The organism is Brevundimonas sp. MF30-B (genome assembly GCF_004683885.1).
Classification (GTDB): domain Bacteria; phylum Pseudomonadota; class Alphaproteobacteria; order Caulobacterales; family Caulobacteraceae; genus Brevundimonas.
Map to the genome: position 1 here is coordinate 2,449,229 of NZ_CP038440.1, position 25,166 is coordinate 2,474,394.

Sequence of the window (25,166 nt, forward strand, 5' to 3'; positions counted from 1 at the left end):
GCGCGGGTCAATACGCCCAGGGCTCTCGCCGGCGCGGCTTCGCCCTGCGGCGCGTGGTCGCTTGGCTGCGAACGACTTGCATTCACCTCATCGCAGCGATAGAGAATGATTATCAGTCGGGTTAAGAGCGTTTATCGTCCGTGTACATCTGCAATTGCAACGGCCTTCGCCAGCGTGATGTGGCCCGCTCGATCGAAGCGGGCGCGACCCGTCCGCGCGACATCTTCGCCAATCATCAGTGCCAGGCCCAGTGCGCCAAATGCGTCTGCGACATGCGTCGGATGATCCAGGATGCGACCGAGTCTTACGCGATGGCGGCGGAATAAGCTGCGCGCAAAAATCACTCGCATTTTCAATGCGGTGAAAAACATTCGCAACTGAACACATCGGCTGAATCGGTGTTATGAACAGCGCCACGCGAGGTCGTGACGGCGCCATCCGGCGACGCGCCTTGTGGTGAGGAGATGGGCCATGAAGGGCGATCCGGCGATCATTCGCACCTTGAACGCGGTGCTGACCAACGAGCTGACCGCGGTCAACCAGTACTTCCTGCACGCCCGCATGTTCGAAAGCTGGGGCCTGCGCCATCTCGGCCAGATCATCTACGACGAATCGATCGGCGAGATGAAACACGCCGACATGCTCATCAAGCGCATCCTGTTCCTGGACGGCCTGCCCAACCTGCAGGACCTGCACAAGCTCAAGGTCGGCGAAGAGCCGATCGAATGCCTGGGGGCTGATCTGCAGCTCGAGTACAACAGCCGCACCACCACCAAGGAGGCGGTGACCCAGTGCGAGGCCGCGCATGACTACGTCAGCCGTGACCTGCTGATGCGCATTCTGGCCGACACGGAAGAGCACATCGACTTCCTGGAGAACCAGCAGAAGCTGATCGAGCTGCTGGGCGCGCAGAACTACCTCCAGTCGGCGATGACCGAGATCCAACCCGACAAGAGCGCCACCGGCAACTGACCGGAACCGCACGGCGCGGCCGTCATTCTCCTTCTGCTTGCAGTAGAAGGACACCGCCCATGACATCGCTCGACACCGCCGTGGACGAGGTGCGCGACCGCGCCGTGGACTTCCTGAACAGCGAAGGCCGGTCCGCGTCGCATGTCGCCCTGGGGGTGGCGCTGACCGCCGGTTTCGCCCTGGCGGCCACGCTATTGGCCATGCGCACCATCGAGCCGCGCGCCCGGTCTCTGTCCAACCTCAAGGACAAGGAAGCGCCGGTCGTGGAGCGTCCCAAGGGGCCGCTCAGTCTGATCCTGCCTGCGGTCTTCTCGGCCACCACACTGTCGGCGGTGCGCGTCTGGAACGCCCCCAACCGGCCTGAGCGCAAGGCCGCCATGGGCCTTTGGATGGCCGCCCAGGCCACGAACGCCGTCTGGCTGGCGGTCCGTCCCGCGTCGCGCGGCCTTCAGATCATTGCCGCCATGACCAGCGCCGGCCTCGCCGCCGCCTTCGCCCACGAAGCGCGCAAGCTGGACGACACGGCCGGCTCGCTGGCGTCCCCCATGGGCGCCGGGGTCAAACTGGCCAATCGCGCCGACAAGGAAGCCGCCGACACCCTGCATTGATCGGCTCGGCCGCCATTGCCCTGAAGCCCGGCTTCCTCTAGGGATCGCGCCCGATTTGCGCGCCGCGACGCCGGCGCGCCCTCCCGCAATTATCCAGCAGCGAACCGCTCCGATGAAGATCAACGGCAACACCATCAAGCCGGGCATGGTGCTCCAGCACAACGGCGGCCTCTGGGTCGTGACCAAAGCCAGCCACGTCAAGCCGGGCAAGGGCGGCGCCTTCGCCAACGTCGAGGCCAAGAACCTCGAGACCGGCAACAAGCTGAACGAGCGCTTCCGGTCCGAAGACAAGGTCGAGCGGGTCACGCTGGAGCAGAAGGACTTCTCCTACCTGTTCGACAACGGCGACAGCCTCGTCTTCATGGACGACGGCACCTACGAGCAAATCGAACTGCAAAAGGACTGGGTCGGCGAAGAGCGCATCCCCTATCTGCAGGAAGGCATGAAGGTCGTAATCGAGATGCACGAAGAGCGTCCGATCGGCCTGTCGCTGCCGGAACAGGTCACCCTGGAAGTGGCCGAGACCGAGCCCACCGTGAAGGGCCAGACCGCCTCGTCCTCCTACAAGCCCGCCATCGCCAACAACGGCGTGCGCATCATGATCCCGCCGTACATGTCGGCCGGAGAGCGCATCATCGTCGACACGACGACCGGCGAATACGTCCGCCGCGCGGACTGACCCAATCCCTGCCCTTCGGGGCGAGCATCTGAACTTCTCCGCCTGTCCGGGCCATTCGGCCTTGTGAAGGACAGGCGGACCAGGAGATCCCCATGGCCCTCGCCTCCGCCCTGCTTCAAGTCATGATGGACGCCGTTCGCAAGACCGGCCGTCCGATGCTGCGCGACTTCGGCGAGGTCTCCCAGCTTCAGGTCTCGCGCAAGGGCCCCGGAGACTTCGTCACCGCCGCCGACATCAAGGCCGAGCAGACGCTGTTCGAACTGCTGAGCAAGGCGCGTCCCGGCTACAGCTTCCTCGGCGAAGAGCGCGGCATGGTGGAGGGAACCGACAAGACCCACACCTGGATCGTCGATCCGATCGACGGCACGACCAACTTCATGCACGCCATGCCCCACTTCGCCATCACGGTGGGACTGGAGCGCAAGGCGCCCGACGGCTCGTCAGAGATCGTGGCCGGCGTGACCTACAATCCGGTCATGAATGAGCTGTTCTGGGCTGAAAAGGGCAAGGGCTGCTATCTCAACGACAGCCGCATCCGCGTCGCGGGCCGCAAGGATCTGTCGGAAAGCCTGGTCGCCACCGGCCTGCCCTTCATCGGCAAGACCGGCCATGGCCAGGCGATCAAGGACATCCACGCCGTCGGCCAACGCGTCGCCGGCATCCGCCGCCTGGGCTCGGCCGCCCTGGACTTCGCCTGGGTCGCGGCCGGCCGCTACGACGCCTATTGGGAGCGCAACCTGAATCCGTGGGACGTGGCGGCGGGCATCCTGTTCGTCACCGAGGCGGGCGGCCAGGTCACCGCCATAGACCGCGACGGCGATCCCAAGAACGGCAAGCAGGTCCTGGCCGCCAATCCTGAACTGCATCCCCAGCTGCGCAAGCTGCTTCAAGGCGCCTGACGGCCGCGGGCTTTCCTGATAACGCAGCCCGCATGACCGACAACGCCTTTACGTCCGATTTCCTCCGCACCATGCAGGCGCGAGGCTACATCCATCAGATCACCCATCCGGCCGAGCTGGATGCGGCGGCGGCGTCGGGCGTGGTGACGGGCTATATCGGCTTTGACGCCACAGCGCCGTCGCTGCACGTCGGCCACCTGATCCAGATCATGCTCCTGCGCCGGCTGCAGCAGGCCGGGCACAAGCCCATTGTTCTGATGGGCGGCGGCACGACGAAGGTCGGCGACCCCTCGTTCAAGGACACCCAGCGTCCCCTGCTGACGCCCGAGCGGATCGCCGAGAACATCGCGAGCATCAAGGGCGTGTTCGAGAAGTTCCTGACCTTCGGCGACGGCCCGACCGACGCGGTCATGCTGGACAACGACGAGTGGCTGTCCAAGCTGGGCTATCTGGAGTTCCTGCGCGACTACGGGACCCATTTCACCGTCAACCGCATGCTGAGCTTCGACTCGGTCAAGCTGCGCCTGGAGCGCGAGCAGCCGCTGACCTTCCTCGAGTTCAACTACATGCTGATGCAGGCGACCGACTTCCTAGAACTGAACCGGCGCTACGGCTGCACGCTGCAGATGGGCGGGTCGGACCAGTGGGGCAACATCGTCAACGGGGTCGAGCTGACCCGCCGCGTGGACCACAAGGCCGCGTTTGGCCTGACCACGCCGCTGCTGTCGACCGCCTCGGGCCAGAAGATGGGCAAGACCGTGGGCGGCGCCGTCTGGCTGAACGCCGACGCCCTGTCGCCGTACGAGTACTGGCAGTACTGGCGCAACACCGAGGACGGCGACGTGGGCCGCTTCATGCGCCTGTTCACCGACCTGTCGGACGCCGAGATCGCCGGCTACGAGGCCCTGCAAGGCGCCGCCATCAACGACGCCAAGAAGGCGCTGGCCGACGCCACGACCACAATGCTGCACGGGCCCGAGGAAGCCGCCAAGGCGCGCGCCGCCGCCGAAAACACCTTTGAAAAGGGCCAGCTGTCGGCCGACCTGCCGACCGTCGAACTGCCCGTGACCGAGGTCTATGGCGCCATGATCGCCGCCGTCGTCACCAAGGCCGGCCTGACCGCCTCCAACGGCGAGGCCCGCCGCCTGGCCCAGGGCGGCGGCCTGCGCCTCAACGACACGCCCGTAGCCGACGGAGCCCGACTACTGACCGAGGCCGACCTCAAGGACGGCGCCATCAAACTAGCCGCCGGCAAGAAGAAGATCGTGCGGGTCAAACCCACCTGATCCGAGCGGAGACTGGACATGGATGCTGGAACCCAAGCCCCGCCCCTCGACCTGCCGACCGACGGCGGCGGGCAGTTCGTGCTGGCGGATCGCGCCGGGCCGACCGTGGTCTATTTCTACCCCAAGGCCGACACGCCGGGCTGCACCACCGAGGGGCAGGATTTCTCGGCCCTGATGGATGACTTCGCCGCGCTAGGCGCCACCGTGATCGGCGTGTCGCGCGACCCGGTGAAAAAGCTGGATCGGTTCAAGGCCAAGCACGATCTCAAGGTCGTGCTTGGCTCCGATGAGGACGGTTCGGTCACCGAAGCCTGGGGCGTGTGGGTCGAGAAGCAGCTCTACGGCCGCAAGTACATGGGGATCGAGCGCGCGACCTTCCTGATCGACGCCCAGGGCCGCATCGCCCGCGCCTGGCGCAATGTGAAGGTCAAGGGCCACGCCGACGAGGTGCTGGCGGCGCTCAAAGGGCTGTGATCGGCGACCGGCGATCTTACGTGGCGCCTTGTCACGATCGCCCGCCTGGCCCTTAGTGACGGCGGGCCAGCGGCCGGGGCGTCAGGGCGCCTGGCGGCGGGGGACATTGGAGACACCGACCATGTTCAACAAGACCAAGCAAGATAGCGGCTTCGGCATTCCCGATCCCGCCCCGACCCCGGCTGCGGAGCCGCAGAGGGCGGACACGCCGACGCCGCGTCCCGCGGCGCCCGCGCCGTCCGCCGCGCGATCCAGCAATCTGTCCACCCTCTCGGCCGGGGTGAAGTACGAGGGCAACATCTCCGGCGGCGGCGATCTTCAGATCGACGGCTCGCTGAAGGGCGACGTGCGCGTCGCCCGCGTCACCATCGGCGAGAACGGCTCGGTCGAGGGCTCGGTCGCGGCCGACGTGCTCGAAATCCGCGGCCGCGTCTCGGGCTCGATCGTGGCCAAACAGGTCAAGCTGCACGCCTCGGCCCGCGTGGACGGAGACATCACCCAGGAACAGCTGTCCATCGAACAGGGCGCCTGGTTTCAGGGCCGCTGCACCCAGGCCAAGCGCGACGCCGCGGCTGAGCCTGTCGTCGACCGCTACAAGCCCGAAGCGGCCGCCAAGCCGGCCCCGATGGTCGGCGCCGCCAAGGACCAGCCGGCGCCCGCCGCCAAGTCCGCGGCCTGATCCACAAAGACAAAGGGGCGGCCCTCGCGGACCGCCCCTTATCTTATTCGGTGGTCGAGCCCCGGGTCTCGCCGACCCGGGCCGCCAGCGCGGCGCCCATGAACTGATCCAGGTCGCCGTCCAGAACCCCTTGTGTGTCCGAGGTCTCGACCTCGGTCCGCAGGTCCTTGACCATCTGATACGGCTGCAGGACGTAAGATCGGATTTGGTGGCCCCAGCCGATGTCGGTCTTGGCGTCAGCCAGGGCCTGCGCCGCCGCCTCGCGCTTCTGCAGCTCCAGCTCGTACAGGCGCGCCCGCAGCATCTTCCAGGCCTGTTCACGGTTCTGGTGCTGTGAACGGCCGGCCTGGCAGGCCACGACCGTATTGGTCGGGACGTGGGTCAGACGCACCGCCGAGTCGGTCTTGTTGATGTGCTGACCGCCGGCGCCCGACGCGCGATAGGTGTCGGTGCGCACGTCCGACGGGTTGATGTCGATCTCGATGGCGTCGTCCACCACCGGCGACACCCCGATCGAGGCGAAGGAGGTGTGGCGCTTGGCCGCCGCGTCATAGGGGCTGATGCGCACCAGCCGGTGCACCCCGGACTCCGACTTCAGCCAGCCGTAGGCGTTGGGGCCCTTGACCTGGATGGTGGCGGACTTGATGCCGGCCTGTTCGCCGCCCTCCTCCGCCTCCAGCTCGACCTCGTAGCCGTGCGCCTTGGCCCAGCGCGAATACATGCGCAGCAGCATGCCGGCCCAGTCGTTGGACTCGGTGCCGCCGGCGCCGGAGTTCACTTCCAAATAGGCGTCGTTGCCGTCGGCCTCGCCGGACAGCAAGGCTTCCAGTTCGGCGCGGGCGGCGCGTTCCTTGATGGCCTTGAGGTCGGCGCGCGCGCCTTCCAGCGCATCCTCGTCGCCCTCTTCATCAGCCATTTCGGCCAGCATGACGCCGTCCTCGAGGCCCTGCTCCATCGCCTTGACGGCATTGATCTGGGCTTCCAGGCGCGAGCGATCTCTCGAGACGGCCTGGGCTTCGTCGGGGTTGTCCCACAGGGTCGGATCCTCGACCCGGGCGTTCAGCTCATCGAGCTTTCTGACAGCGACATCCCAGTCAAAGACGCCTCCTGAGCAGAGCGACGCTCTGCTCGATGTCGGCCTTCATGGCCTCGACATCCGGTCTCATCGCAATCTCCGGCGACATTCATGTGAGCGGCGGGAGATAGAGGCTAACCGCGCGCCGCTCAACCGCTTCGTCCCCGAATGCCGTCATCGTCGGGCTCGACCCGACGATCCAGCCGCACGGCCCTCAATCGTACCAACCCTCGGACAGATCGCGCCACTCGGGGTTCAGGTCTTCGATCAGCTTCAGCTTCCAGTCCCGCAGCCATCGTTTGATCGCCCGTTCGCGACGAATGGCCTCGACCATGTGCGCGTGGCGTTCGTACCAGACCAAGCGCGAGCAACCGTAAGCGCTGGTGAAGCCCTTAAATGTCTTCTGCTTGTGCTGAACGACGCGCGCGGGCAGGTCGCTGCTGACCCCGACGTACAGTGTTCCGTTGCGCCCGCTGGCCACGATGTAGGCCGCGATAAAGCTGTCGTCCGTCAGTCGCGCCATGCCGCCTCCGCCGTTCGAGCGTGACTGCGGCTGGATGCTCGGGTCAAGCCCGAGCATGACGGCAAACTCCCTTAGTACAGGCCCGTCAGATCCTCGGCCGGCTGTTTGCGCGGCGGCGGCGGGGTCACCGGAGGCGGGGGTCCGGCGGCGGCGGGCGGCGGCGTCTGGCCGGCGGCCTCAGCCTCGCGACGGATGACGTCGTAGTAGTTCTGCGGTCCGACCGGCTCGGCCGGACGCGGCGGCGGCGCCTGGCGCTCGGTGCCGGGGCGGAAGGCTTCCTCGATGCCGTTGACGGTCCTGAACACGGCGTTGCGGGGCCGCACGAACGGCCGCGCGGGCCGTTCCTTCAGCGCCGTCTGCATGAACTCGTTGAAGATCGGCACAGCCGTCGAGGCCCCGGCCTCGCCCCCGCCCAGCGAGCGGTTGTCGTCGTAGCCGACGAAGACCCCGACCACGATGTCCGTGGTGAAGCCCACGAACCAGGCTGACCGATATTCATTGGTCGTGCCGGTCTTGCCGCCGACCCAGCGGCCCAGGCCGCGCGCGCTGGCGGCGGTGCCGCGCTGAACCACGCCTTCCAGCATGGAGCTGAGCTGATAGGCGGTGATGGGGTCCAGAACCTGCTCGCCGCGATCCGGCAGACGCGGCGACTCCTGGCCCGAGAAGCCGCGCCCGCAGTCGCGGCACTGACGCCGGTCCGCGCGATAGATGGTCTCGCCATTCCGGTCCTGTACCAGCTCGATCAGATAGGGATCGATCCGGCGGCCGCCGTTGACGAAGGCGGCGTAGGCGGCGGTCAGCTGGTAGGGCGTGGTCTCCCCCGCTCCAAGCGACACCGACAGATTGGGCGTCAGGCCGGGCAGGCCCATTTTCTCGGACTGAGCCACGATCTTGTCCATGCCCACCGCCTGCGCCAGGCGCACGGTCATGACGTTGCGCGACAGTTCCAGCCCGCGCCGCAGGGTCTGCGGGCCATAGTATTGCCGGCTGTAGTTCTCGGGCGTCCACCGACGCCCGCCCGGCCCGCCGGGGAAGCTGATCGGCGCGTCCAGCACGATCGAGGCCGGCGTGAAATCGCCTTCCAGGGCGGTGGCGTAGACGAAGGGCTTGTAGGCCGAGCCCGGCTGGCGCCGCGCCTGGGTGGCGCGGTTGAAACTGCTGATGGCGTAGGAATAGCCGCCGACCATGGCCAGCACCCGGCCGGTCTGAGGCTCGATGGCCACCAGGGCGCCGTTGACGGCCGGCACCTGTTTCAACGCGAACTGGCCGCCGGAGGGCTCGACGAAGATCAGGTCGCCGCGCTCCAGCCTCCGCCGGGCGTTGGCCCAGGCGGCGTCCGCGCTGACCAGGGCCCCTTCACGGTCCGTGCGCGCCGTGCGGATGCGCACGGTGTTGCCCGACACGCTTTCGACGGCGGCGGCCTCCCAGGTGCGGCGTTCGGCCGGGACGGTGCGGCGAAGCGCGGCCTGCTGCCAGCCGTCTTCGAACTCGGTCTTGCCCCAGGGTCCGCGCCATCCGTGACGACGGTCGTAGTTCTCAAGGCCCCGCATCAGGGCGTCGCGCGCCGCCGACTGAAGATCCGGGTCCAGCGTGGTGCGCATGTAATAGCCGCCGCCGTTGACCTCCGGCCGGCCGAAAAGGCCGATGGCGCGCCGCCGCGCTTCCTCGACGAAGAAGTCCGCGTCGGCGTAGGCGGCCCGTCGCGGCGCATCCAGGGTCTGCAGCGGCCGGGCCAGCGCGGTTTCAAGATCGGGGCGCGACAGCCAGCGATTGTCCGCCATCTCGTTCAGCACCCAGTCGCGCCGGCCCTTGGCCGCCCCCGGGTGGCGTTTGGGGTGATAGTTGTTCGGGCCCTTAGGCAGGGCCGCCAGGAACGCCGCCTCGTCCGGGGTCAGCTGATTCAGCGACTTGCCGAAATAGTTGAAGGCCGCCGACGCCACGCCGTAGGAGCGGTAGCCTAGGAAAATTTCGTTCAGATACAGTTCGAGGATCTGCTCCTTGCTCAGAACCGTCTCCAGACGGCTGGTCAGGATAGCTTCCTTGAGTTTGCGGTTCAGGCTCGTCTCGTTGGTCAGCAGAACGTTCTTGGCGACCTGCTGGCTGATGGTCGATCCACCCTCGAGCCTTCGGCCCGAGGCGAGGTTGAAGACATTGTTGATCATGGCCCGGCCCAGGCCCGAAACGTCGATCCCGCCGTGACCGAAGAAGTTGCTGTCCTCGGCCGCCAGGAAGGCATGGACCACGGTCTCGGGAATCTGGTCGTAGGTGACATAGATGCGGCGCTCGTCGGAGAACTCGCCGATCAGGGTGCCGTCGCCGGCATAGACGCGCGTCGCCGTCGGCGGACGATAGTCCGCCAGCTCGGAGGTGTCGGGCAGGTCATGGAAGACCCAGGCCGCATAGACGGCCACGATCACGCCAGCCAGGGCGATCGCGCCCAATAAGCCGACGCCCGCCATGACCAACCAGCGTTCCGCTATCTTCACTACCGACTCCGCGCGACGCATCCCCGCTGCGGGTTTAACGCCTGCCGCCCAGAAGCACTAGCCACGCCGCATCACGCTGCGCGGTTAGTGTCCATCTGGCGGCCGAATCCGGCGAAGTCCGCTCCGCTGGGCTGCTGGAATTGCCGCAGACCGAACTCCGGCAGGATCGCCAGCAGGTGATCGAAGATATCGGCCTGAATTCCTTCATACTCGGCCCAGGCTGTGGTCGAGGTGAAGCAATAGACTTCCAGCGGCAGGCCCTCGGCCGACGGGGCCAGCTGGCGCACCATCACGGTCATGCCCTGATGGATGCGGGCGTGGCTGCGCAGATAGCTTTCCACATAGGCGCGGAAGGCGCCGAGGTTGGTCTGGCGGCGCGCATTGACGACGTCGCGGCCGGCGTCGGTCAGAGTCTGATTCCAGATTTTCAGCTCGGCCGCCTTGGCTTCCAAATAATCGTCGATCAGGGCGAAGCGGCTCAGCCGCGCCTCGTCTTCGTCATCCATGAAGCGGACGCTGGACTGATCGATCAGCAGCGAGCGCTTGATGCGCCGCCCGCCCGAATCCTGCATCCCGCGCCAGTTCTTGTAGCTCTCGTTGATCAGCCGCCAGGTAGGAATGGTGGTGATGGTGCGGTCGAAGTTCTGAACCTTGACGGTGTGCAGGGCGATGTCGACCACGTCGCCGTCGGCGTTCAGCTGAGGCATTTCGATCCAGTCGCCGACGCGAAGCATGTCGTTGGAGTTCAGCTGGACCGACGCCACCAGCGACAGGATGGTGTCCTTGAACACCAGCATCAGCACTGCGGCCAGGGCGCCCAGTCCCGACAGCAGCAACAGCGGCGAGCGCTCGATCAGGGTGGCGATGATCAGGATGGTCGCCACGGCGTAGAGCAGGATCTTGACCACCTCCAGATAGCCCTTGATGGGCCGGGCGGCCGCCTTGGGCCGGCGCGAATAGATGTGGTTGGCCAGGTCCAGCAGGGCGGCCAGCGCCATCACCACCGTCAGGATCATGAAGGCGCTGGCGACATTGCGCGTCACCACCGCCGCGGCCGGCGCGATGTGCGGAACGGCCAGAATGCCCTGATGAACGACCATCGCCGGCGCCAGGCGGGCCAGGGTCTTGGTCACCGGCTGAAGCGAGTGCGAGCCGCTGTCCAGCCGCAGCCGGTGCAGCACCTGCCGAATAACGCGGAACAGAACCTTGCGGACCAGGAAGTCCACGGCGAAGGCGGCGGCGACGAGCAGAGCCAGTCCGATCAGCGTTTCCGCCGCCGGATACTCCGCCAGGCGATCCCGCATGGCGTTCAGATTTTGCATGGCCCCTACCTAGGCCGTGGCGGCCGGCTTTTGAACCGCGCGGACGCCTATTTCGGACAAGCCCTTGCTAAAGCCCCGCATTGCGCCCACCTTGATCTCGTCGATCTCTCTGCGAAACGCTGCTGCCCCTTGCATCGCGCACCGAGGTCTCAAGCCGATCCTTTCAGACCCGACCGGCCGCAGGACATCCTTCCTGAGGTCAATTCCAACGGAGGTCCTGAAAATGGCTACCGGCACCGTGAAATGGTTCAACTCCACCAAAGGCTACGGCTTCATCGCGCCTGACGACGGCGGCAAGGACGTGTTCGTCCACGCCTCGGCGGTCGAAGCCTCGTCGCTGGGCTCGCTGAACGAGAACCAGAAGGTCTCCTACGAGATCGAACGCGACTCGCGCAGCGGCAAGGAATCGGCCGGACAACTGAAGTCCGCCGACTGAACCTGTCGAACCGAACACTGACGAAGGGGCCGGCGCCATGCGTCGGCCCCGACGTTTTTGAAACGCTGTCCTGGAGACACGAATGACGCCGCTGGCCGACAAGATCACGACCATGAACGCCGCCGACCTGAAAACCCTGCGCGCCAACGCCGCCCGTCTTCTGGAGCACGGCTCGCCCGCCCAGATGTCCAGCGCCGGCGAAATCCTGCCGCTGATCGACACCCAACTGGCCGTCCTGGCTGAGAAGGCCGCCAGCGAACCCGCCCCGGTCCGCAAGCGCGCCGCGCCCAAGAAGAAGGTCCCGCCGGCGACCGGTCACCAGACCGCCCTGCCCGGCTGAGGCTTACCCCAGCGCCTGATCCAGGTCCGCGATCAGATCCTCGACGTTTTCGACGCCGACGGACAAGCGAATCAGGCTGTCGGTGACGCCGCCCTTCTCGCGGACATCCTTCGGCACCGAGGCGTGGGTCATGATGGCGGGGTGGTTCACCAGGCTTTCGACCCCGCCCAGCGATTCCGCCAGGGTGAAGACCTGCACCCGCTCCAGCACCCGCTTGGTGCGCTCCAGGTCGCCCTCCAGCACCACCGTGACCATGCCGCCGAAGCCGCCGGTCATCTGGCGCGCCGCAAGCTCGTGCTGCGGATGGGCGACCAGGCCCGGATAGACGACCTTGGCGACGCCGGTCCGGGTCTCCAGCCAGCGCGCGATAGCCAGCGCGTTCTCGCAGTGCGCCTTCATGCGCAGCGCCAGCGTCTTCAGACCCCGGTTGGCCAGGAAGGCGTCGAACGGCCCCATGATCCCGCCGACGGAGTTCTGCAGAAACTTGATCTGGCCCGCCAGGTCCGCGTTCGCGGTCACCAGCACGCCGCCGATGATGTCGGAGTGGCCGTTCAGATATTTGGTCGCCGAGTGCATCACCACATCGGCCCCCAGCGCCAGCGGCTGCTGACAGAAGGGCGTGGCGAAGGTGTTGTCGACCACCAGGATCAGCCCATGCGCCTTGGCGATCTTCGAGAGGGCCGCGATGTCGGCCAGCTTCATCAGCGGATTGGTCGGCGTCTCGACCCACAGCATGCGGGTCTTGGGCGTGATCGCCGCCTCGACTGCGCTCAGGTCGCTGAGGTCCACATAGGCGAAATCGAGCCCCATGGACCGACGCCGAACCCGCTCGAACAGCCGCCACGAGCCGCCATACAGATCGTCGCCGGTGACGATGTGCGAACCCGCGTCCAGCAGCTCCAGCGCCGTCGAGGTCGCCGCCATCCCCGAGCCGAAGCCGAAGCCGTGCGTCCCCCCCTCCAGATCCGCGATGCAGGCCTCGAAGGCTTCGCGCGTCGGGTTCTTGCCCCGCGCATATTCATAGCCCTTGTTCACGCCCGGGCTTTCCTGAGCGTAGGTCGAGGTGGCGTAGATCGGCGTCATCACCGCGCCCGTCGTCGGGTCGGGCTTCTGGCCGGCGTGGATGGCGCGGGTCGAGAAACCCTGGCTGTTCTTGCGGTCCGACATGGGGCTTAGCGATTCAGGCTGAGGTGGTTGATCAGGTCGGTGCGGGTGATCAGTCCGACGAACTGCTCGCCGTCCAGCACCAGGGCGACCCGGTCGCGGTCGAAGATGGGGATCAGGGCGTCCAGCGGCTCATTGACCTGAAGCGTGTCCAGATCGCGCGTCATGACGTCGCCGACGGGCTTCTTGAAGCGCGCCTCGCGGGTGATGGCGTCGGTGTTCATGACATGGACGATGTCGCTCTCGTCGATGATGCCGACCAGGCGGCCGTCGTCGATGATCGGCAGCTGCGACACATCGGCCGAACGCATCCGCTTGAAGGCGGTGTCCAGGGTGTCGCCCGGCCCGGCCGAGACCACGTCGCCCTTGGCGTATTTCCGGCTGATCAGGTCGGACAGGTCGCCGTGGATGTCGCGCTCGCCCAGGCCCTGATCGGCCAGCCAGGCGTCGTTATAGACCTTGGAGAGGTATTTCGCCCCGGTGTCGCAGACTAGGGTCACGCAGACCTTCGGCTCGGTCTGCTCGCGGCACCAGCGCAGGGCGGCGGCGATCAGGGTGCCGGACGACGACCCCGCCAGTATGCCTTCCTTCAGCAGCAGTTCGCGCACCGTGGCGATCGCCTCGGCGTCAGGGATGGAATAGGCCTTGTCGATCAGGCTCATGTCGGCGGTGTCCGGCACGAAATTCTGGCCGATGCCTTCGACGGTATAGCTGCCTTCCGGCCCCGGCACGCCGTCGTTGACGATGCCGGCCAGGGTCGAGCCGACCGGGTCGGCCAGAACGATTTCGGCCTTCGACCCGACGCTCTTCAGATATTGAGCCACGCCCGTGATCGTCCCGCCCGAGCCGATGCCCGCGACAAAGGCGTCGACCGAACCGGCCGTCTGCTCCCAGATCTCGGGGCCCGTCGTCTTCACATGGGCCTCGGCGTTGGCGACGTTGGCGAACTGGTTGACGTAAAAGCCGTCGGGCAGTTGCTGGGCCAGGCGCTCGGCCATGTCGGTGTAGTATTCGGGATGGCCGTGCGGCACGTCCGAACGCGTAAGGCGAACATCGGCGCCCATGGCTCTGAGATGCTGGATTTTTTCCTTGGACATCTTGTCCGGGATGACCAGCAGCACCTTATATCCGCGAGCGCGGCCCACCAGGGTCAGCGCCAGGCCCGTATTGCCGGCGGTCGCTTCGACGATCGTCCCGCCGGGCTTCAACCACCCTTCCCGTTCCGCCGCATCCAGCATGGAGATGGCGATCCGGTCCTTGATGGAGCCCCCTGGGTTCTGGCTTTCCAGCTTCAGGAACAGACGGCACGGCCCGGTGTCCAGGCGCGTCGCCTCGACCATCGGCGTGCGGCCGATCAGATCCAGCGGAGAGGCGACCGGCGCAGTCAGCGCAGGCAGGACGGGCAGCGACATCGGGAACTCCATTCCAGTGGGGGCGGAAGCTGAAGCCCCGGCCCTACATGGTCAACCCACGCAAGATTTCACCCAAGGCGCCGTTCCGCGCTACGAAAGACTCAATGACAAAGACACCCAAGAGACCGCCTGCCGGTCTCCCTAACAAAGACACCCTCGTCGCCTTCCTGCGCGAGGCCGGCGAGGCCGAAAAGGCCGACATCGCCCGCGCCTTCGGCCTGAAGGGCGCCGAGCGCCGGCTCTTGCGCGAAATGCTCAAGGAGCTCGAGGCCGAAGGCCGGCTGGGCAAGCGCGGCCGACGCGGCTTCTCCGAGGCGGGAGCCCTGCCCCCCGTCGGCGTGGCGGACGTCGTGGCGCGTGACGCCGATGGCGAATTTTACGTCGAGCTCGTCAAGGGCGCGGCAGACGCCCCCCGCGCCGTCCTGATGCCCGACCGCGAGGGCCGCGGCCCGGCCCCCGGCATGGGCGACCGACTGCTGGTCAAGTTTCAGCGCGGCCCCGACGGCTGGGAGGCCCGACTGGTCAAGAAGCTGGACGCCGAGACCGGCCGCGTTCTGGGCGTGATCCGCAAGTCGGCCCGCGAAACCCGCGTCGAGCCGGTCGACAAGCGCTCTAAGGACGTTCTGGTTATCCCGCCCGTCCTGGCCGAGGGCCTGCGCGACGGCGACCTGGTCGTGGCCTCGATTGAGAAGAGCGACCACCGCCACGGGTCCAAGCGCGGCAAGATCCTGGAAGTCATAGGCAAGGAAGACGACCCGCGCGCCGCCTCGCTGCTGGCGATCCACGCCCACGGCGTGCCCACCGGCTTTTCCGAGGCCGTCGAAGCCGAAGCCGGCGATCAGGCCCTGCCGACACTGAAGGGCCGCGAGGACCTGCGTGATCTGCCGCTGATCACCATCGATCCGGCCGACGCGCGCGACCACGACGACGCCGTCTACGCCGCGCGCGACGAGGATCCCAAGAACGAGGGCGGCTGGATCGTCTGGGTGGCCATCGCCGATGTCGCCGCCTACGTCCGCCCCGGCTCGGCCCTGGACCGCGAGGCGCGCGACAAGGGCAACTCGACCTACTTCCCCGATCGCGTCGAGCCGATGCTGCCCGAGGTGCTGTCCAACGGCCTGTGCAGCCTCAAGCAGGGCGAGAACCGCGCCTGCCTGGCCGTGCGCATGGTGTTCGACAAACACGGCAAGAAGCTGGGCCACCGCTTCGTTCGCGGCCTGATGCGCAGCCACGCCAGCCTCAGCTACGAACAGGCGCAATCCGCCATCGACGGCCAGACGGACGATGCGACCGGCCCCATCATGGAGGCGATCCTCTATCCGCTGTGGAACGCCTATCGCGCCATGCTGAAGGGGCGCGAGCGCCGCAGCCCGCTTCAGATCGAGTCCGCCGAGCGCCGCATCCGCATGACGCCCGAGGGCGAGATCGCCTCCATCGAGGCCCGCGTTTCTCTGGAGGCGCACCGGCTGATCGAGGAGATGATGATCCAGGCCAACGTCTGCGCCGCAGAGACGCTGGAGCAGAAGCGCACGCCCCTGCTCTACCGGATCCACGAGACGCCCAGCCAGGAAAAGACCTTCAACCTGGCCGACTTCCTGTCGACCATCGGCAAGCCCTGGAACAAGGGCCAGGCGCCGACCACCGCGCGCTTCAACGCCCTGCTGGAAGAGACCCGCGACACGCCGCACGCCGAGGTCGTCAACGAGGTGGTTCTGCGCAGCCAGATGCAGGCCATCTACAGCCCCGAGAACATCGGCCACTTCGGTCTGAACCTGGATCGCTACGCCCACTTCACCTCGCCGATCCGGCGCTATTCCGATCTGATCGTGCACCGGGGCCTTATCCGGGCGCTCAGCCTGGGCAAGGACGGGCTGACGGACCGCGAGATCGCGGAGTTGCCGGCCATCGCCGAGCACGTCGTCATGACCGAGCGCCGCTCCATGGCCGCCGAGCGCGACGCCATGGACCGCTATATCGCCGCCTTCCTGGAGGACCGCGTGGGCGCGACCTTCAAGGGGCGCATCACCGGCGTGACGCGCTTCGGCCTGTTCGTGCGGCTGGAGGAGACGGGCGCCGACGGCCTGGTCCCCGTCTCGTCGCTGGGCAACGAATATTTCACCCACGACGACCGCGCCCACGCCCTGGTCGGCGAACGCAGCGGCAAGCGGTTCGTGCTGGGCCGTCAGGTCGAGGTGCGGCTGGCCGAGGCGACGCCGGTCACCGGCGGCCTGGTCCTGGAGATGCTCAGCGAGCCCGAGGCCCGCGATCCGAATGCGCCCGCGCCCCGCTACGGCATGCGCGGACGGGGCGGCGACGGCCCGCCCTCTCGGGGAAAGAACCGCCCCGGTGGTCCGAAACCGCGCAACGGCGGCAAGCCGTCCGGCGGACTTAAGGGCGTGCGCAAGGGCAAGCGGCGTTGATCCAACCCTTCGACGCGGCTCAGGACCTGAAGGATGCGCCGCGGACCGGCGGCGCGCAGCGGCCCAAGGACGCCGCCACCCTGATCCTGACGCGCGGCGGGGACCGGCCCGAGGTGCTGATGGGCCGGCGCGCGCCGGGCCACGTCTTCATGGCTTCCAAATGGGTGTTCCCCGGCGGCCGGACCGAACGGGCGGATTTCACCGCCGCCTTCGCCGAGGACTTGGCCGCCGACACGGCTCGCCGGCTGGAAGCCGAGACGCCCGCTCGCCGCGCCCGCGCCCTGGCCCTGGCCGCCGTGCGCGAGACCTATGAGGAGACGGGCCTGATCCTGGGGCGCAAGGCCCCGCCCGCCTCCGTCGCCGGGCCGTGGCGGGAGTATCGAGGCCAAGGCGCCCTGCCCGACCTGTCGGTGCTGACCTACGTGGCGCGCGCCGTCACCCCTCCGGGACGCGCGCGGCGCTTCGACGCGCGCTTCTTCATGGCCGAGGCGCGCCATCTGCTGCATTCCCAGCCCACCGCCGGATCAGGCGAGCTGGACGAGATCGCCTGGCTGCCGCTGTCCGAAGCTCGCGCCCTGGACCTGCCGGCCATCACCCGCTTCGTGCTGGGCGAAATCGCCGAACGCCTTGAGCACCCCGACCGCCCCCTGCCCTTCGTGCGCATGGTGCGAGGCCGGCATGTGGTCGAGCACAGGAACTGAACCCATGGCCGACACGCCCATGACCCTGCGCCTGACCATCGCCGACCCGGTTCCGGGCGTGCGCTACAGCCTACAGAAGGACGACATGCCCTTCGAGCCGGTCACGGCCTCGACGGCGCCGCTTAGCTTCGACGTTCAGATTCGGCTGACTGCCGACGGCCGGTTTTTGGGACCGTTCGTGCGGCGCGAGGGCAAGGACCGTCGCTTCGTCTACATCCGCATCGGCCAGGCGGCCGGCGATCACGCCAGCGAATGGTCCCGCCGCGCCAAGATCGATATCCACGACATCCCGCCGGACCTTCTGGTCACAGCGCGCAATGGCGCGGTTCTAGAGGTCGTGCTGCCGGGGCGCGGCAAGGACGGAACGCCCGCCTGCGCAACGGTTCGTCCGGTTCAGGCTTGGCGCATCGCCACCCGAGGCTGAGTATCCCCACGGCCGCTCGTTAACGCGACATAGACCCCAGGTCTGGCAGGTTCGACCCTCGCTCACGTTCGGAAGAAGATGCCCGACGCCTCGCCACATCCCGCCGCCTCGCAAGGCGGACCGGACATCGCGCGCCTCAAGGCGTTGGCGGCGAAGGCTCTGCGCGAGTCCGACAAGCCCCCAATGAAGACGACAGGCGCGGCGCTGCGCGAGCCGTCGCCGAGCACAGCGCGGCCTTCGACGTCCTCGCCTTCCGCCGGTCGGGGACCTTTCCGGCCGGCCGTATGGCTGAACGCCCGCCAGCGCGGCGCGACCCGGCTGGCGGCCCACTATTTCCGCGCCATAGACGCCGCGGCCGTCACCGCCATTACGGTGGGCGCCATCTGGAGCGCCTCGCCGACTGGGCTGGGCGAGGCCCCGCTGCTGGTGGCCCTGCCTTTCGTCGGGGCGGGCCTTGTGGTGATCGGCCTGATGCGGTCATTCCGCCTGTACCGGTTCAGGCGAGACGAGCCGCTGCTGCGCCGGCTGGCGCAGATCGGCGGCGCGACGCTCAGCGCCGGCCTGGTCGGCCTGGTTCTGGCCGAGGCGTTCGAGGCCGAACTGGCGCGCGCCGTGCTGGCATGGACCGGGCTGGCGGCAGCGACCCTCACCATTCTTCATCTCGGCTGGGCGACCTGGACCGACCGTTTGCGCCGATCCGGCGCCCTGACGCCCAATGTGGTCGTGGTCGGCGCCACGCGTCACGCCGAGCGCCTGATCCGCGAGGCTCTGAAGCGCCGCGATCTGAACGTTCTCGGCGTGTTCGACGACCGGCTGTCGCGCAATCCGGACGCCGTCGAGGGCGTTCCCGTGCTGGGGGGCGCCGACGACCTTCTGACCCATCGCATGACCCCCTATGTCGACCGCATCGTGCTGGCCATCGACCACCGCGCCGAGACGCGCGTGCGCGAGCTGACACAGCGGCTGTCGGCCCTGCCCAACGAAGTCACCGTGCTGGTCGACGCCCAGGGCGACAGCGAGCGCAACGCCGCGCTCGAAAAACTGGCCGAGGCGCCGCTCAGCAATCTCGACGCGGTCGACAGCGAACGCCGTGCCTTCCACAAGCGCCTGCAAGACGTGGTCATCGGCGCGATCGCACTGGTGCTTCTGGCCCCGGTCCTGGCTGTGGTCGCCTTGGCCGTAAGGCTGGACAGCCCCGGCCCGGCGCTGTTTCGCCAGCGTCGTCACGGCTTCAACCAGGAAGAGATCGTGGTGTGGAAGTTCCGCTCCATGCGAACCGAGGCTGCCGACGCCACCGCTAGCCGCCAGGTGACCGCCGACGACGACCGCGTCACCCGCGTCGGCCGCTTCATCCGCAAGACCAGCCTGGACGAACTGCCCCAGCTTCTGAACGTGCTGCGCGGTGAAATGAGCCTGGTCGGCCCGCGCCCCCATGCCGTCGGCATGAAGACCGGCGAGGTCGAGAGCGCGCGTCTGGTCGCCGAGTACGCCCATCGTCACCGCATCAAGCCGGGCATGACCGGCTGGGCCGCCATCAAGGGTTCGCGTGGTCCGCTGCACACCGCCGCCGAGGTGCGCCGCCGCGTGCAACTGGACATCGACTATGTCGAGCGCCAGTCCTTCTGGCTGGACCTGTGGATCATGGCCGTGACCGTGCCGGTGCTACTGGGCGACCGGGCGGCCCAACGGTGAACGACTGATGTTCTGGCGCGGGGTATGGGGCTATCTGCCCGCTCAGGCGGTGCAGGGCGTGATCGGCGTGCTGGCGATCGTCGTCTTCACGCGTCTGCTGATGCCCGAGCAGTTCGGCCAGTACGCCCTGGCCTTTTCGGTCATGACCCTGTCGCACGTCCTGGCCTTCTCCTGGGTCGAGGCGGCCATGGCCCGCTTCTGGGCGTCCGAGGTCGAGGGACCGGGGCTGAAGGCGCATTTCGCCTCCCTCTACAAGACCGCCTTCCTGCTGATCGCCGTCTTCGTTCCCGTGGCGGCTCTGTTGCTGTGGCTGGTTCCGATCAACGGGGCGCTGAGGCTGGCGCTGGCGGTTGCCCTGGGCGGTGCGCCGGTGCGGTTCCTGGTCAAGCTGGCGCAGGAGCGATACCGCGCCGCCGGCGAGGTCGCCCGCGCCGCCGGCCTGGACATCTTCGTCGCGCTGGCCGGGTTTGCGGTCGGCGCAGGCTTCGCCGTCTGGGGCGCGGGCGCGGCCTCGCCCTTCTGGGGCTTGGCGCTGGCGCCGCTGGCCGCCCTGCCCTTCCTGCTGCCAGGCGAACTGAAGCGGGCGCGGGACGGCGTCGTCGATGTGAAGCGGCTCAAGGCCTACGCCGCCTACGGCTATCCGATCGCGGCGTCCCTGACCCTGGCGCTGGTGCTGGCCTCGACCGACCGGTTTCTGCTGGCCCTGTTCCTGAACGAGGCGGCGGTGGGCGCCTATCACGCGGGCTACAGCCTGGCGAACCGGACGCTGGACGTGATCTTCATCTGGCTGGGCGCGGCCAGCGGCCCCGCCCTGATCCTGGCGTTGGAGCGTGGCGGCCGCGAAGCGCTGGTCCCGGCGGCGCGCGAGCAGTCCGCCACCTTCCTGTTGATCGGCCTGCCGGCGGCGGCGGGGCTTGCCCTGGTGGCGCGCCCCCTGGCGGAGGTGATGATCGGCGAGGAGCTGCGCGGCGCCGCCGCCTCGATCACGCCCTGGATCGCCCTGTCGGCCCTGCTGTGGGGGCTGAGCGCCTACTATTACAACGTGGCCTTCATTCTCGGCCGCAAGACCAAACTGCTGTTCGCCACCATGGCGGTTCCGGCCCTGGCCAATCTGGCGCTCAACGCGGTGTTGATCCCGCGTTTCGGGCTGATGGGCGCGGCCTGGGCGACCACGGCCAGCTTTGCGCTGGGCTTGGCGACCTCTCTCATCCTTGGCCGCCGGGCGGAGCCCATGCCGACGGACTGGAGCGCACTGATGCGCTGCGGCGTCGCCACGATCGCCATGGCCGCCGTCGTGCTGATTCTGCCGCCTATCGGCGGGTTCGCCGAACTGATGATGGACGCCACGGTCGGCGCGAGCGTCTACGCCGTCCTGGCCTTGATCCTGAACGCGGCGGGCGTGCGCGATGTGGCGCAGCGGCTGATCCGGCGCGGACGCGAGGCGGCGGCATGAGCGCGGACATTCACGACAGCCCCGCCTGGGCGGGCGCCGCGCCGCGCCTGTCGGTCCTGACGCCCTTCCTGCGCGACGATCCGCGAGACCTGCTGGGTCGGCTGCTGGCCGAGCCGACCGACGGCGCGGTCGAGATCGTCCTGCTGGACGACGGGACCAACGACCCTGCGCTCACGGCCGGCCTCAAGGCCTTGATCGACGGGGGTGCGATTCCGGTCCGCCTCATCACCCTGCCCGCCAACGAGGGTCGCGCCAGAGGTCGCAACCGCCTGACCCTGGCGGCGCGGGGGCGTCATTTCCTGTTTCTCGACAGCGATATGCGGCCCGACCGGCCCGACTTCCTACACGCCTGGCTCGATGTGGCTGCAAAGGATCCGCCCGCAGTCTTCGGCGGCTTCACCCTGGAGCAGGCGCCGGACGACGCCCGCTTCGCCGTGCACCGCGCCATGGCGGGTCGGACCGACTGCCTCTCGGCGGCCGAGCGGTCGCGCGATCCCGGCAAGCACGTCTTCACCTCCAATCTTCTGGTCCGCCGCGACGTGTTCGAGGCCGAGGCGTTCGACCCCGGCTTCACCGGATGGGGCTGGGAAGACGTGGAGTGGGGGCTGCGCGTCACCGCCCGCTACGGCATGGGCCACGCCGACGTTCCGGCGACCCACATGGGCCTGGACACGGTGCCGGCGCTGGCGGCCAAGTATGAGCAGTCGGCTGGCAATTTCGCCCGTCTGGCGGCCCTGCACCCGCAAGCCGTCGCGGCCTACCCGAGCCACAAGGTCGCGCGCATCATCCGACGCCTGCCGGGCCGCGGCCTGCTGCGACGCGCCAGCCGCGCCGTCGCCGGCGCCGAGGCCGCGCCGGTCCCCGCCCGCGCCTTCGCCCTGCGCCTGTATCGCGCCGCCTTGTACGCGGAGGCGCTGCGATGAGGCCCCACGTCGCCGTCGTCACCCCCACGCTGCGCCGGCCCGAGGGGCTGGAGCGGGCGCTGCGCTCGGTCTTCGCCCAGACCGGCGTGGCCGATCGGCTGCGCGAGATCGTGGTGGCCGACAACGACCCTGCGGCCTCGGCGCGGCCGGTGATCGAGGCTCTGCGCGACCTCTCGCCGGTTCCCCTCATCTACGCCCACGCGCCCGTGCCCGGCGTCGCCACCGCCCGCAACACCGCCCTGTCCGCCACCGAGGCGCCGCTGATCGCCTTCCTCGACGACGACGAGGCGGCCGAGCCCGGCTGGCTCGAGGCCCTGATCGCGGTTCAGGAGAAGACCGGCGCCGATGTCGTGTTCGGCCCCATCACCGGCAAGGCGCCGGACGGGTCAGGCCCGGCCCAGGCCTATCTGGATCGCTTCTTCGGCCGCGAGGGGCCGAGCGTCAGCGGATCGATCGATCACGTCTATGGTTCGGGCAACAGCCTGATGGTTCGTGCGACCGCCCTGCCCGGCGCCGCGCCGTTCGATACCGACGCCGATCACACCGGCGGCGAGGACGACGCCCTGTTCCGCGAGCTGCGCGCCCGCAACGGCCGCTTCGCCTGGGCCGCAGACGCCTGGGTGACGGAATACGCCCCGGCGCACCGCGCGACCCTGGCCTATGCGTATCGCCGCGCCTTCGCCTATGGGCAGGGGCCGAGCCAGACAGCGGTGGCCGAGCGGCGGCCGCTGGCGGTGGTGCGCTGGATGGTGATCGGGGCGGGCCAGGCCGCCGTCTATGCCGCCGCCGCCGGCCTGATGTGGCTGCTGCGCAGGCCTGGGCGCTTCGCCATGACCGACCGGGCGGTGCGCGGTCTGGGCAAGGTGCTGTGGATGGACGCTTTCGCGCCGGCGCTTTACGGCCGACACACCGCAAAGCGCGAAGCGGTCAGCCGGCCAGACGCTGGATAAAGCCCGGCGGCTTCCAGCGGGCGCGGTTCATGACCACGCCGGCGATGCGGCCGCCCACGCCCTCGATCTCGTCGCGCAGGGCGGCGGGCCCGGCCGCCCCGGTCGTCTCGGCCGCCACGACGATCACCGTCGCATCGACGTAGGGCGCAAAGGCGATGGCCGCGTCGCTGCGGTCGGCGGCCGGGCAGTCGATCACCACCGTCTCGGCATGTCTCTTGAGCGCTTCCCAGTATTCGGCCTGGGCCAGCAGTTCGACCTTCTGGCCCGAGCGCAGCGCCTCCATGCGGAACCGCGACACCCAAAGCCGTCCACCCAGGCAGGGCTGGGCCGTCAGCAGGCGGGCCGGCCGCACAGGCTTGCCGTCGCGCCCCCGCAAGGCCGGCGTGACCGTGTAGAACGCCGACCCGTCAGGTGAGGCCAAAGCAGCCGCGCCCAGGCCGCCAAAGCGGTCTGCTTCGGCAGCGATCGCCTCCGCCTGAGATTGCTGCGCCAGGTCGGCGTCGATCAGCCAGACCGACTTTCTGGCTCGCAACGCAGCCAGCCGGGCGAACTCACGCGCGACGGTGGAGACGCCCTCTCCGGCCTGGGCCGACACGAATTGGATCACGCGTCCTCGATGGGCCGGCGCCGGCCCCAGGGCGGCCAGCAGGCTCGCCATCTCGTTCGTCAGATCGACCATCGAATCGTCACGCGCGTGATACGGGAAACGAGCCTATCACGCTGGGGCGGGTTCGGCGTCGGCGCGTCGCTTGCCTGCGGTTCGCGCGCGCTTGTCATCGGCCACGGCCAGGACAGGGAGGTCCAGCGTCCGCTCGGCCGTGGCCGGGGTCACGAAGCCTCGGCGCGAGAACACCCGGACCAGGCCCACGCACAGGGCGGTGAAGCCGGCGAACAGGATGGCGGCGGCCAGCAGCGGAACTTTCAGGCTGCGTCCGCGCGTCGGCGGCTGGGCGCGCTCGATGACGGTGACATTGTCGGCGCCCGCCGCCACCAGTCCGCTGTCGGCGCGGCTCTGGGTCTCGCGCTGCTGGAACTCGCGCACGGAATCGCTCAGCACGGTGCGGGCGCCGGCCAGGGTCGCATTCTCGGATTCCAGCTGGGTCAGGGTGGCCAGCCGCTGGCGCAGATCCTCGACCTGACGGTCCAGAACCGCCAGCCGGGCACGGATCGAATCCCGCTCGGCCTGAGTGTTGATGCGGTTCGTTTCCAGCTCGACCCAGATCGGATTGGGCCCGGTTCGGACCTCGCGCGGGCCCACGGCGGTCCCCGTGGCGACATAGGCCTGAAGCTGGGCGATGCGGGTCTCGATGTCGCGCACCGGCTGAGCATCGGGCTGATAGCGGGCCAGCAACTGCTCGCGCTCGGTGCGCAGCTGCAGGATCTGGTCCTGGGCCGAAATGTTCAAATCCTGCTGCAGGGCGATCTCAGGCGGAGTGCGGTCCTGCTGGGCGATCAATGTCTGAAGCCGGCGGTCGACCTGGTTCAGAGCCGCCTGTTGGCTCATCCGCTCCGCGAAGACCGTCTGATAGGTCGTCGCCGCCGTCTCCTTGGCCGTGGCGAAGTCGCCGATCCGGTTTGACGACAGAAAGGCTTCATAGGTGCGGTCCGCCGCCGCCAGCTCGTCTTGGAACACCTCACGCTGGTTGGCGATGGCGGGGGTGGCGCGGTCCTGGAAGACTTCGCGGCGGTAGACCAGATACTGATCGACCACCGCGTTCAGCACCTGCGCCGCGACAACGGGATCGGACGCCTCGTAGGTCAGCCCGATCACGGCGCTGCCCGGCGTGGTCGCCACGCCGAGGCCGTCGGTCAGCACCTTGAGCGCATCAGCCTCCTGTTTCGCCGGCGCAGCGGTGGAGGGGCGGTCGCCCTGGAATACGCGCGGCCCCAGGGCGCGCACGACGCGCTGACGCACTTCCTGGCTGCGCAGGATGGCGGCCTCGGCCTGGGCCACCTCGTCGGCCATGGGCGTCTGGCCCGTGCGCTCCGCCACGCCGACGCGCGGCTGATAGACGTATTCCTGGCCAACGCCTGCGAAGACGCTGGCGCTGGCGGTGTAGGTCTTCTGCAGGGTCAGCACGACCGCCAGGCCGATCCCGGCGATGACCAGGAAGACCACGATCATCAGCAGCAGCTCGCGGAACAGCAGGCCGATCACGTCCAGCACGCCGTAGCGCGGGCGGGTTATGACGGCGGCCGTCTTGCGCATGGGGCGTGCCGAATCCTTCGGGCGGGCGAGACCGCCAGC

Annotated in this window: 25 protein-coding genes; 17 read left to right on the forward strand and 8 right to left on the reverse strand. The window is 68.4% G+C overall.

The annotated features are described in order from the left end of the window. The first annotated feature begins 140 nt into the window (after window positions 1-140). The 8 genes from E4M01_RS12370 (at window position 141) to E4M01_RS12405 (ending at window position 5,597) form a co-directional block, all read left to right on the forward strand. Entirely contained in the window at window positions 141-326 is a 186-nt protein-coding gene (locus tag E4M01_RS12370; RefSeq protein WP_135064093.1) for a bacterioferritin-associated ferredoxin, read from the forward strand. A gap of 145 nt (window positions 327-471) precedes the next feature. Next, window positions 472-972 carry a bacterioferritin gene (bfr, locus tag E4M01_RS12375; RefSeq protein ID WP_135064096.1) on the forward strand — a complete coding sequence of 167 codons (501 nt, stop codon included), beginning with the start codon at window positions 472-474 and terminating at the stop codon, window positions 970-972. Window positions 973-1,031: 59 nt separating this feature from the next. Then, a complete protein-coding gene (locus E4M01_RS12380; RefSeq protein ID WP_135064099.1) occupies window positions 1,032-1,580 on the forward strand; it encodes a tryptophan-rich sensory protein in 549 nt (182 codons plus the stop codon). Between the two features lie 112 nt (window positions 1,581-1,692). Further along, complete coding sequence (gene efp / locus E4M01_RS12385; RefSeq protein ID WP_135064102.1) at window positions 1,693-2,259, forward strand: elongation factor P; 567 nt, start codon at window positions 1,693-1,695, stop codon at window positions 2,257-2,259. 92 nt (window positions 2,260-2,351) lie between these two features. After that, a complete protein-coding gene (locus E4M01_RS12390; RefSeq protein ID WP_135064105.1) occupies window positions 2,352-3,158 on the forward strand; it encodes an inositol monophosphatase family protein in 807 nt (268 codons plus the stop codon). Between the two features lie 32 nt (window positions 3,159-3,190). Further along, window positions 3,191-4,444, forward strand: a complete 1,254-nt coding sequence (tyrS, locus tag E4M01_RS12395) for a tyrosine--tRNA ligase (RefSeq protein ID WP_135064108.1) — start codon at window positions 3,191-3,193, stop codon at window positions 4,442-4,444. Window positions 4,445-4,462: 18 nt separating this feature from the next. Further along, a complete protein-coding gene (locus E4M01_RS12400; protein WP_135064111.1) occupies window positions 4,463-4,918 on the forward strand; it encodes a peroxiredoxin in 456 nt (151 codons plus the stop codon). 121 nt (window positions 4,919-5,039) lie between these two features. Continuing rightward, complete coding sequence (locus E4M01_RS12405; protein WP_135064114.1) at window positions 5,040-5,597, forward strand: polymer-forming cytoskeletal protein; 558 nt, start codon at window positions 5,040-5,042, stop codon at window positions 5,595-5,597. A gap of 43 nt (window positions 5,598-5,640) precedes the next feature. Here E4M01_RS12405 and prfB read toward each other — a convergent pair. The 4 genes from prfB to E4M01_RS12425 form a co-directional block, all read right to left on the reverse strand. Continuing rightward, a protein-coding gene (gene prfB / locus E4M01_RS12410; protein ID WP_135064117.1) for a peptide chain release factor 2 occupies window positions 5,641-6,763 on the reverse strand; the annotation gives its coding sequence in 2 pieces (ribosomal slippage) (window positions 5,641-6,693 and window positions 6,695-6,763; 1,122 coding nt in all). A 123-nt stretch (window positions 6,764-6,886) separates the two neighbouring features. Beyond that, on the reverse strand, window positions 6,887-7,195 hold the full coding sequence (locus E4M01_RS12415; protein WP_135064334.1) for a GIY-YIG nuclease family protein: 309 nt from the start codon (window positions 7,193-7,195) through the stop codon (window positions 6,887-6,889). Window positions 7,196-7,266: 71 nt separating this feature from the next. Then, a complete protein-coding gene (locus E4M01_RS12420) occupies window positions 7,267-9,702 on the reverse strand; it encodes a penicillin-binding protein 1A (RefSeq protein ID WP_135064120.1) in 2,436 nt (811 codons plus the stop codon). Window positions 9,703-9,752: 50 nt separating this feature from the next. Then, the gene (locus tag E4M01_RS12425) at window positions 9,753-11,003 is read right to left on the reverse strand and encodes a mechanosensitive ion channel family protein (RefSeq protein WP_135064123.1); all 1,251 of its coding nucleotides are present in this window, start codon (window positions 11,001-11,003) and stop codon (window positions 9,753-9,755) included. A 223-nt stretch (window positions 11,004-11,226) separates the two neighbouring features. Here E4M01_RS12425 and E4M01_RS12430 point away from each other — a divergent pair, with 223 nt between their 5' ends. Further along, the gene (locus E4M01_RS12430; RefSeq protein ID WP_135064126.1) at window positions 11,227-11,439 is read left to right on the forward strand and encodes a cold-shock protein; all 213 of its coding nucleotides are present in this window, start codon (window positions 11,227-11,229) and stop codon (window positions 11,437-11,439) included. An 82-nt stretch (window positions 11,440-11,521) separates the two neighbouring features. Further along, window positions 11,522-11,779: a hypothetical protein gene (locus E4M01_RS12435; protein ID WP_135064129.1), complete on the forward strand. Its 258-nt coding sequence runs from the start codon at window positions 11,522-11,524 to the stop codon at window positions 11,777-11,779. 3 nt (window positions 11,780-11,782) lie between these two features. On the opposite strand, the gene E4M01_RS12440 is transcribed toward E4M01_RS12435, so the two are convergent. Together E4M01_RS12440 and E4M01_RS12445 are read right to left on the reverse strand one after the other, a co-directional pair. Then, entirely contained in the window at window positions 11,783-12,946 is a 1,164-nt protein-coding gene (locus tag E4M01_RS12440; RefSeq protein WP_135064132.1) for a cystathionine gamma-synthase, read from the reverse strand. Window positions 12,947-12,951: 5 nt separating this feature from the next. Next, a complete protein-coding gene (locus tag E4M01_RS12445) occupies window positions 12,952-14,355 on the reverse strand; it encodes a cystathionine beta-synthase (protein ID WP_135064135.1) in 1,404 nt (467 codons plus the stop codon). 104 nt (window positions 14,356-14,459) lie between these two features. On the opposite strand from E4M01_RS12445, the gene rnr reads away from it, so the two are divergent. The 7 genes from rnr to E4M01_RS12480 all read left to right on the forward strand — a co-directional run bounded on the left by rnr (window position 14,460) and on the right by E4M01_RS12480 (window position 22,918). After that, the gene (gene rnr / locus E4M01_RS12450; protein WP_135064138.1) at window positions 14,460-16,775 is read left to right on the forward strand and encodes a ribonuclease R; all 2,316 of its coding nucleotides are present in this window, start codon (window positions 14,460-14,462) and stop codon (window positions 16,773-16,775) included. Then, window positions 16,775-17,476 carry an NUDIX domain-containing protein gene (locus E4M01_RS12455; RefSeq protein WP_135064337.1) on the forward strand — a complete coding sequence of 234 codons (702 nt, stop codon included), beginning with the start codon at window positions 16,775-16,777 and terminating at the stop codon, window positions 17,474-17,476. Before rnr ends, E4M01_RS12455 begins: the two co-directional genes overlap by 1 nt. 4 nt (window positions 17,477-17,480) lie before the next feature. Beyond that, window positions 17,481-17,900: a DUF5990 family protein gene (locus tag E4M01_RS12460; RefSeq protein ID WP_135064141.1), complete on the forward strand. Its 420-nt coding sequence runs from the start codon at window positions 17,481-17,483 to the stop codon at window positions 17,898-17,900. Window positions 17,901-17,978: 78 nt separating this feature from the next. After that, complete coding sequence (locus E4M01_RS12465; protein WP_245158262.1) at window positions 17,979-19,592, forward strand: exopolysaccharide biosynthesis polyprenyl glycosylphosphotransferase; 1,614 nt, start codon at window positions 17,979-17,981, stop codon at window positions 19,590-19,592. 7 nt (window positions 19,593-19,599) lie between these two features. Then, window positions 19,600-21,045 (forward strand): lipopolysaccharide biosynthesis protein, encoded by a 1,446-nt coding sequence (locus tag E4M01_RS12470; RefSeq protein ID WP_135064144.1) that lies wholly within the window; start codon window positions 19,600-19,602, stop codon window positions 21,043-21,045. After that, on the forward strand, window positions 21,042-21,968 hold the full coding sequence (locus E4M01_RS12475) for a glycosyltransferase family 2 protein (protein WP_135064147.1): 927 nt from the start codon (window positions 21,042-21,044) through the stop codon (window positions 21,966-21,968). The genes E4M01_RS12470 and E4M01_RS12475 overlap by 4 nt, the downstream gene beginning before the upstream one ends. Further along, window positions 21,965-22,918 carry a glycosyltransferase family 2 protein gene (locus E4M01_RS12480; protein WP_135064150.1) on the forward strand — a complete coding sequence of 318 codons (954 nt, stop codon included), beginning with the start codon at window positions 21,965-21,967 and terminating at the stop codon, window positions 22,916-22,918. The genes E4M01_RS12475 and E4M01_RS12480 overlap by 4 nt, the downstream gene beginning before the upstream one ends. Here the strand turns inward: E4M01_RS12480 and E4M01_RS12485 are convergent. Both E4M01_RS12485 and E4M01_RS12490 read right to left on the reverse strand, forming a co-directional pair. Beyond that, window positions 22,896-23,597, reverse strand: coding sequence for a tyrosine-protein kinase family protein (locus tag E4M01_RS12485; RefSeq protein WP_135064153.1), 702 nt, complete (start codon window positions 23,595-23,597; stop codon window positions 22,896-22,898). The genes E4M01_RS12480 and E4M01_RS12485 overlap by 23 nt on opposite strands. A 36-nt stretch (window positions 23,598-23,633) precedes the next feature. Then, window positions 23,634-25,127, reverse strand: coding sequence for a Wzz/FepE/Etk N-terminal domain-containing protein (locus E4M01_RS12490; RefSeq protein ID WP_135064156.1), 1,494 nt, complete (start codon window positions 25,125-25,127; stop codon window positions 23,634-23,636). Between the last annotated feature and the right edge of the window lie 39 nt (window positions 25,128-25,166).

Excerpts from the sequence above, each read along its gene's own strand:
- E4M01_RS12390 (WP_135064105.1), top strand. The coding sequence starts at position 2,352 with ATGGCCCTCGCCTCCGCCCTGCTTCAAGTCATGATGGACGCCGTTCGC.
- E4M01_RS12425 (WP_135064123.1), bottom strand. The coding sequence starts at position 11,003 with ATGCAAAATCTGAACGCCATGCGGGATCGCCTGGCGGAGTATCCGGCG.
- E4M01_RS12480 (WP_135064150.1), top strand. The coding sequence starts at position 21,965 with ATGAGGCCCCACGTCGCCGTCGTCACCCCCACGCTGCGCCGGCCCGAG.
- E4M01_RS12470 (WP_135064144.1), top strand. The coding sequence starts at position 19,600 with ATGTTCTGGCGCGGGGTATGGGGCTATCTGCCCGCTCAGGCGGTGCAG.
- E4M01_RS12460 (WP_135064141.1), top strand. The coding sequence starts at position 17,481 with ATGGCCGACACGCCCATGACCCTGCGCCTGACCATCGCCGACCCGGTT.
- E4M01_RS12435 (WP_135064129.1), top strand. The coding sequence starts at position 11,522 with ATGACGCCGCTGGCCGACAAGATCACGACCATGAACGCCGCCGACCTG.
- E4M01_RS12415 (WP_135064334.1), bottom strand. The coding sequence starts at position 7,195 with ATGGCGCGACTGACGGACGACAGCTTTATCGCGGCCTACATCGTGGCC.
- E4M01_RS12440 (WP_135064132.1), bottom strand. The coding sequence starts at position 12,946 with ATGTCGGACCGCAAGAACAGCCAGGGTTTCTCGACCCGCGCCATCCAC.
- E4M01_RS12485 (WP_135064153.1), bottom strand. The coding sequence starts at position 23,597 with ATGGTCGATCTGACGAACGAGATGGCGAGCCTGCTGGCCGCCCTGGGG.
- E4M01_RS12475 (WP_135064147.1), top strand. The coding sequence starts at position 21,042 with ATGAGCGCGGACATTCACGACAGCCCCGCCTGGGCGGGCGCCGCGCCG.
- bfr (WP_135064096.1), top strand. The coding sequence starts at position 472 with ATGAAGGGCGATCCGGCGATCATTCGCACCTTGAACGCGGTGCTGACC.
- E4M01_RS12420 (WP_135064120.1), bottom strand. The coding sequence starts at position 9,702 with ATGCGTCGCGCGGAGTCGGTAGTGAAGATAGCGGAACGCTGGTTGGTC.
- E4M01_RS12380 (WP_135064099.1), top strand. The coding sequence starts at position 1,032 with ATGACATCGCTCGACACCGCCGTGGACGAGGTGCGCGACCGCGCCGTG.
- E4M01_RS12465 (WP_245158262.1), top strand. The coding sequence starts at position 17,979 with ATGCCCGACGCCTCGCCACATCCCGCCGCCTCGCAAGGCGGACCGGAC.
- E4M01_RS12445 (WP_135064135.1), bottom strand. The coding sequence starts at position 14,355 with ATGTCGCTGCCCGTCCTGCCTGCGCTGACTGCGCCGGTCGCCTCTCCG.
- E4M01_RS12490 (WP_135064156.1), bottom strand. The coding sequence starts at position 25,127 with ATGCGCAAGACGGCCGCCGTCATAACCCGCCCGCGCTACGGCGTGCTG.
- efp (WP_135064102.1), top strand. The coding sequence starts at position 1,693 with ATGAAGATCAACGGCAACACCATCAAGCCGGGCATGGTGCTCCAGCAC.
- E4M01_RS12400 (WP_135064111.1), top strand. The coding sequence starts at position 4,463 with ATGGATGCTGGAACCCAAGCCCCGCCCCTCGACCTGCCGACCGACGGC.
- tyrS (WP_135064108.1), top strand. The coding sequence starts at position 3,191 with ATGACCGACAACGCCTTTACGTCCGATTTCCTCCGCACCATGCAGGCG.
- E4M01_RS12405 (WP_135064114.1), top strand. The coding sequence starts at position 5,040 with ATGTTCAACAAGACCAAGCAAGATAGCGGCTTCGGCATTCCCGATCCC.
- rnr (WP_135064138.1), top strand. The coding sequence starts at position 14,460 with ATGACAAAGACACCCAAGAGACCGCCTGCCGGTCTCCCTAACAAAGAC.
- E4M01_RS12430 (WP_135064126.1), top strand. The coding sequence starts at position 11,227 with ATGGCTACCGGCACCGTGAAATGGTTCAACTCCACCAAAGGCTACGGC.